Below are 6,455 nucleotides of genomic sequence, written 5' to 3' on the forward strand. Positions count from 1 at the left end.
GCGCGACTCTAGCAGTAAGTTACTGGCGAGTAATGTGGTGTGGGTCACGTCCGCGGGCGCCCCCGACCGGCCCTAGCGCGGGCCTCGGATCATCGTCACCACCTCGGCCGCGGTCTCCCGCACCGCCGCCAGCTCGGTGAGGAAGTGCCAGTAGTCGGGGTGCCGGCCCGCCTCCTCCAGCGAGGCCACCGCCCGGTCCAGCCGGGCCACCGCAGCGTCCAGCGGGGCCGCGTGCCGCGGGTCCGGCGTCTGGCGGCCCGTCATGGCCAGGCGCTGGGCGTCCCGCAGGGCGAACCGGGCCCGCTCGATCTCCTTGTGCGGATCGTGCGAGACCTCGTTCAACTGCCGCAGCCGGTCGTTGACCGCCGTCACCGACTCCTCCGCCGTCTTCAGCACGGCGCGCACCGTCCCGATCGCGCCGGTCGCGTCCGCCCAGCGCTGCTCGTCCCGGGCCCGCGCCGCCTCGGCCAGCTTGCCCGAGGCCGTCGCCACCGCCTCCGCCGTCTGTGCCGGCACCCGCTGCAGGTCCTGCCAGCAGGCCACCGAGAACCGCCGCCGCAGCTCGCTCAGCGCCGGCTCCACCGTGCCCGCCCGGGTCTCCAGCGCCTGCACCCGTGTCCGCAGACTCGCCACCCGGCGGTCGATGTCCCGCGCCCGCTGCGGCAGTTGCGCCGCCTGCTCACGGACCGCCTCCGCCCGCCGCGCCACCTCCTGCGCACGCTGCAGCGTCGCCGGGACCCCGTGCCGGGCCACCCCCTCGTTCATCCGGGTCAGCTCCGGGCCCAGCTCCGCCAGCCGCGCCGCCAGGTCGTCCGCCTTCAGCCCGGCCGACCGCACCTCCTCCAGCGCCGTCGTCGCCGCCAACAGCGCCTGCCGGGCCTTCTCCACCGCCGGCGCCACCCGGATCAGCTGCGACTCCGCGTGCTCCACCAGCGGCTGCAGCCGCCGCACGAAGGCGTCCAGCTCGACCCGCTGCGCCTCCAGGTCCCGCTTCGCCTGGTCCAGCTGGCGGCGCGCCCGCCCCGCGGCGGCGGCCTCCAGCTCCGGGTCCTCCAGGTCGTACGCGTCCAGCGCCGACAGGTAGCCGACCGTCACCTCGTTGATCCGCGCGGTCAGCGCCCCGAAGTCGGCCTGCGCGCGGCCCGCCGCGGCACCGTCCTCCGCGGAGCGGATCGTCTCCAGGGCGAGCTGGGCGTCGCGTTGCGCCGAGTCGAGCTCGTAGAAGGTCTGCTGCGCAGCGTCCCGGGCGGCCATCGCCTCGGCGCGCGCCCCCTCGCCCCGACGAAACCAGCCGCCCCGCCCGCCGCCACCGCCGGCCACCCTCACCACGCGCTCCCTGCTGCTCGTACGCCTGATCCAGGCCCATTCTTCCCGATCGCCCCGACCGCCCGGGACCCGCCGTCCGACGCCATCCGGACGGTGGCGGCGGGCGACCCCCCGGACCAGGTACGCTAGGCCTCCGTCGTGCACCCGGGCACCCCCGTGTGCCGCGGCACGGGCGCATAGCTCAGCGGTAGAGCGCCGCCCTTACAAGGCGGATGTCGGCGGTTCGAAACCGTCTGCGCCCACCGGCTGCGAACAGCACGAAAGCCCCGGACCGGTCCCGGTCCGGGGCTTTTCGGCATCCGGGTGTCCGAAGTCGATCCTCACCCGCCCAGGCGGGCGATCACCTCGCGGGCGGTGCCGATCTTGCGCTTCTGGAAGGCGCTCAGCCTGGCCAGGACGGCGGACTTCTCCCCGATCAGGTGTGTCTGGATCTCCGCCTCGGCGGCGCTCCAGGTCTGCAGCAGGCCCGTCTCGGTCTTGCAGTCCAGGTCCGCCAGCGCCACGGCCTTCTCCTGCTCGGTCGGCTCGGCGGTGTCGAAGGCCGGGTCCCCCACGGACGCCATCGGGTCCCGGTAGCGGTGGCCGTGGCGTGCCATGCAGGCCGACCAGGCGCGGAAGGCGTTCACCACCGCGGGGCTCTCCAGGGACCGCTTGAAGCCGTCCGTGTCGATCGCGGAGGCGGCGGCGATGTCGGACTCGGGCCGCGGACCGCCGTCCAGTCGGGTCTCGGCGTCGCCGTAGCAGCCGCCGGTCGGGATCGGGCGGCCGTCGGGGCCCGTCGACAGCGGCTCTCCCGTGCGGGTCACCCCGAGCAGGACCGCCTGCTGTGCCTCGGTGGGCTCCGCGGGGGCCGCGGGCCGGCCGGCCGACCGGGCGAGGTGGTACCCGCGGTCGTGGGCGGCCTCGCGGTCCGTGATCCCGTAGCGCCTGGGGGATTCGGCGGCCGGCGGCGGGTTCTCCGGCACCCGGTAGCCGAGGCCGAACCCGCGCAGGCACTCGTTGGTCAGCAGGACCTTGGCCCGATCGACCGCGTAGGACTCGTCGGCGGTGAGGGCGAACCCGTCGATGGGCAGCGGGACTCGCCCCGGGGCCACGGCCGAGGGGCGGACCTCCGGCTGCCGGTCGCTGCTCCGGCCGCCGGCCGCCGAACAGGAGGCCGTCGCCGTCAGCGCGGCAGCGACGAGCACGAGTGTGCGTGCCGCGCCGGCCGGCGAACCCTGTCGTCCCAGCACCACTGCATCTCTCCCCACAGAGGCACGGCGGCCGCGCGGAGCGCGCGACCGCCACGAATTCACGACGGGTCAGCCGAAGTCGGCGCAGTTCTGGCTGACGGCCGTGTTCCGGAAGTACACCGAGGCGTTCTCGTTGTAGGTGTTCGAGAGCTGCCAGGCGGCCGGGTACTCGGTCCTCCGGAACTTGTCGCAGGGGCCGGAGTAGCCGCTGTTGTAGTAGATCGTCACGCTGGAGTCGATGCTCCAGATCCGGGCCTTCGCGGAGGCCGCGTTGTTCTTCAGGCCCTGGCCCTGCCCCTTGCCGCCGCTCAGGAAGGTGTAGTCGGCCAGGTTGTAGATGCCCTCGCCGCCGTCCGGGGTGGAGGAGTGGATCGCCGTGTGCGAGCCGGCGTAGCCGGTGTTGAAGTACAGGACGATGCACTGGGCGTCGCAGTCGGTGTTCGTGTTGACCGTGATCGCCGCGCTCGCCGGGGAGGCCGTGGCGAGCGCGCCGACAAGTGCCGACATCGCCACTGATGCGGTGACAAGTGCCTTACGGACAGAGAGCATTGCTTCCCCAGGTGCTGGACGGTGATCGGGTCCGGACGGGCGCGATTCCCGCTCTCCGGTGGAGTTGTCGCAGGTCAGCGCCCATCCGCAGCTGAGGATTTCATGATCACCGTATCGTCTCCGTAGCGTCGGCCCGCCCCTTTCCGGGACCGAAGCGGCCATGGCCGGTTGGGTCCACCCGAAAGATCTTCCCTCCGCCGCGCGTTGCGGCGAAGCTCGTATCCGTCAGCCGGGGAGACCGGCCGGCAGGCGAAGGGCCGGGGAACGTGCCGCCGCGGGGCGCGCTCGTCGGAGTGCCGTCGCCACCGTCCGCCGTATCCGCCCGAGGCCAGATCTGACTGATCGTCAGATCGCTGTCCTCCTGGGCGAATCCTTCGGAGATGTTCCCGCCCGTGTCCGGGCGTCGATGCCTCGTGGCCCGTACCGATTGTGAGACCGCCATGCCCAAGTCCCGCCGCCTCATGCTTGCCGCGGCTTCGCTCGCCGCCCTGCTCGCTCCGGTCGCCGCCGCCGGTCAGTCCCACGCGGCGTCCGTCGCGACCTGGGACAAGGTCGCGATGTGCGAGAGCAGTGGGATCTGGACCAGGGTCAGCAACACCTCGCCGACCTACTACGGCGGCCTGCAGTTCAGTTCGAGCACCTGGGCCGCGTACGGGGGCCGCCAGTACGCGCCGCAGGCGAACCTGGCCACCAAGCAGCAGCAGATCCTGATCGCGGAGAAGGTGCTCGCCGCGCAGGGGCCCGGTGCCTGGCCGCACTGCGGTGCCTCCAACGGGCTCGGGTCGGACACCGCCGTTCCCTACCCGCAGGGCTCGGGCGGCGCCACCCCGTCCGGCGGGACGGCGCACGTGGAGATCGTCGGGGCGGACGGGTCGATGTACAACAACGACGGCAACTACGCGGCGGGCAGCTGGTCGACCTGGACGAGGATGGACGGCGCCGATCTGGTGTCGCTGGCGAGCGCGTCGGTCGGCAGTACTGCCCACTTCTTCGCGGTGGCGGCGGACGGCCGGGTGTACACCCGCGATGCGGACTACTCCGCGGGCCGCTGGAGCGACTGGGCGGAGGTCCCCGGTGGTGCGGGCGGTGCGAAGGCCGTCACGGCGACGGCCACCGGCAGCACCGTGCACGTGGAGATCGTCGGGGCGGACGGTGCGATGTACAACAACGACGGCAACTACGCCGCGGGTACCTGGTCGACCTGGACGAGGATGGACAGCGCCAACCTGGTCTCGCTGGCCAGTGCCACCACGGGCAGCACCAGCCACTTCTTCGCGGTGGCGGCGGACGGCCGGGTGTACACCCGGGACGCGGACTACTCCGCGGGCCGCTGGAGCGACTGGGCCGAGGTCCCCGGTGGTGCGGGCGGTGCGAAGGCCGTCACCGCCGCGGCGACCGGCAGCACCGTGCACGTCCAGATCATCGGCTCCGACGGTGCGATGCACAACAACGACGCCGACTACACGGCGGGCACGTGGTCGACCTGGACCAGGATGGACGGCCCCGCTCTGAAGGCCGTCGCCAGTGCGGCGGCGGGCAGCATCGCCCACTTCTTCGCGGTGGCGGCGGACGGCCGGGTGTACACCCGCGATGCGGACTACTCCGCGGGCCGCTGGAGCGACTGGGCCGAGGTCCCCGGCGGCGCGGGCGGCGCGAAGGCCGTCACCGCCGCGATCACCGGCTGACACCGCCGCCCGAGCGGCGCCCGAACGGCGCCTGCCCGGCGCCCTCAGGGCCGTCAACGCCACCGAACAGCAAACGACTTCACCGATCACACTCTTCAGGAGACAGCCATGCCCTCGATCAACCGCACCGTCCTGCGCACCCTCGCCGTCCCGTCCCTGGCCGCCCTGATGGCGACGGGCGCCCTGGCGGCCACCCCGGCCCACGCCTCCACCGGCTCCACCGTCGCCTCCGTGGTCACCGGCGAGATCGGCAACGGGCCGTGCGCCCACGGCGGTTACACGAGCGGCGACGGCACCTCTAACTCCTGTGGTTCGGGCGGTCACAAGGCCCACAGCTGGTGCGCGGACTTCGCGGGCTGGGCCTGGACCAGGGCCGGTGCCGGCCACCTCGGCTACCTCAGCGGCGCGGCAAGGGACTTCTACGACTACGGCGTCAAGTACGGCACCCTGCACAGCACTCCGAGCGTCGGCGACGCCGTGGTCTTCAACTACAACCGTTCGGCCGACTGGGCGGACCACGTCGCCATCGTCACCGCCGTCTCGGGCGGCAGCGTGACCGTCACCGGCGGCAACCAGGCCACCAGCCAGTACCCGGACGGCCGGGTCACCTCCAACACCACCACCAACTGGGGTGTCGGCGCCCGACCCTGGGGCCAGACCATCAGCGGCTACATCTCGCCCGTCGGCGGCTCGACCTCCCCTGCCCCGGGGACGGGTACGGCGCACGTGGAGATCGTCGGGGCGGACGGGTCGATGTACAACAACGACGGCAACTACGCGGCGGGCAGCTGGTCGACCTGGACGAGGATGGACAGCGCCAACCTGGTCTCGCTGGCCAGTGCCTCCACGGGCAGCACCAGTCACTTCTTCGCGGTGGCGACGGACGGCCGGGTCTACACCCGGGACGCCGACTACGCGGCGGGTACGTGGAGCGACTGGGCGGAGGTCCCCGGTGGTGCGGGCGGTGCGAAGGCCGTCACGGCGACGGCCACCGGCAGCACCGTGCACGTGGAGATCATCGGCTCCGACGGTGCGATGTACAACAACGACGGCAACTACGCCGCGGGTACCTGGTCGACCTGGACGAGGATGGACAGCGCCAACCTGGTCTCGCTGGCCAGTGCCACCACGGGCAACACCAGCCACTTCTTCGCGGTGGCGGCCGACGGCCGGGTCTACACCCGCGACGCCGACTACGAGTCGGGCACGTGGAGCGGCTGGGCCGAGGTCCCCGGCGGCGCGGGCGGCGCGAAGGCCGTCACCGCGACCGTGACCGCGAACAACGCCCACGTGGAGATCATCGGCTCCGACGGCGCGATGTACAACAACGACGCCAACTACGCCGCGGGCACGTGGTCGACCTGGACGAAGATGGACAGCGGCACCTTCAAGTCGCTGACGAGCGCGTCCGTCGGCAACACCAGCCACTTCTTCGCGGTGGCGGCCGACGGCCGGGTCTACACCCGCGACGCCGACTACTCCGCCGGCCGTTGGACCGACTGGACGGAGGTCCCCGGCGGTGCCGGCGGCGCGAAGGCCATCACCGCCACCGTCACCAGCTGACACCGCTCGACCGCGGCCGACCGCCGTCCTGGAGCACGCCGACGGCCGGATCGAGCGCACCCGGGTGCCGTTCGTGATCGGCGTCGACGGCGCGGGCAGC

Annotated in this window: 5 protein-coding genes and 1 tRNA gene; 3 read left to right on the forward strand and 3 right to left on the reverse strand. The window is 72.7% G+C overall.

Features of this window, described 5'->3' with window-relative positions; all coding sequences use genetic code 11:
• Positions 1–72 precede the first annotated feature (72 nt).
• A complete protein-coding gene (locus AB0P35_RS26490; protein WP_363515219.1) occupies positions 73–1,254 on the reverse strand; it encodes a hypothetical protein in 1,182 nt (393 codons plus the stop codon).
• A 242-nt stretch (positions 1,255–1,496) separates the two neighbouring features.
• On the opposite strand from AB0P35_RS26490, the gene AB0P35_RS26495 reads away from it, so the two are divergent.
• Positions 1,497–1,568, forward strand: a tRNA-Val gene (locus tag AB0P35_RS26495).
• Between the two features lie 78 nt (positions 1,569–1,646).
• On the opposite strand, the gene AB0P35_RS26500 is transcribed toward AB0P35_RS26495, so the two are convergent.
• Both AB0P35_RS26500 and AB0P35_RS26505 read right to left on the reverse strand, forming a co-directional pair.
• Positions 1,647–2,561, reverse strand: a complete 915-nt coding sequence (locus AB0P35_RS26500; RefSeq protein ID WP_363515200.1) for a hypothetical protein — start codon at positions 2,559–2,561, stop codon at positions 1,647–1,649.
• Between the two features lie 66 nt (positions 2,562–2,627).
• Complete coding sequence (locus tag AB0P35_RS26505; RefSeq protein ID WP_363515203.1) at positions 2,628–3,065, reverse strand: peptidase inhibitor family I36 protein; 438 nt, start codon at positions 3,063–3,065, stop codon at positions 2,628–2,630.
• Between the two features lie 482 nt (positions 3,066–3,547).
• Here AB0P35_RS26505 and AB0P35_RS26510 point away from each other — a divergent pair, with 482 nt between their 5' ends.
• Together AB0P35_RS26510 and AB0P35_RS26515 are read left to right on the forward strand one after the other, a co-directional pair.
• A complete protein-coding gene (locus tag AB0P35_RS26510; RefSeq protein WP_363515206.1) occupies positions 3,548–4,792 on the forward strand; it encodes a transglycosylase family protein in 1,245 nt (414 codons plus the stop codon).
• A 108-nt stretch (positions 4,793–4,900) separates the two neighbouring features.
• Positions 4,901–6,355, forward strand: coding sequence for a CHAP domain-containing protein (locus AB0P35_RS26515; protein ID WP_363515209.1), 1,455 nt, complete (start codon positions 4,901–4,903; stop codon positions 6,353–6,355).
• Positions 6,356–6,455 lie beyond the last annotated feature (100 nt).

The organism is Kitasatospora sp. NPDC085879 (assembly GCF_040686255.1).
Classification (GTDB): Bacteria; Actinomycetota; Actinomycetes; order Streptomycetales; family Streptomycetaceae; genus Kitasatospora.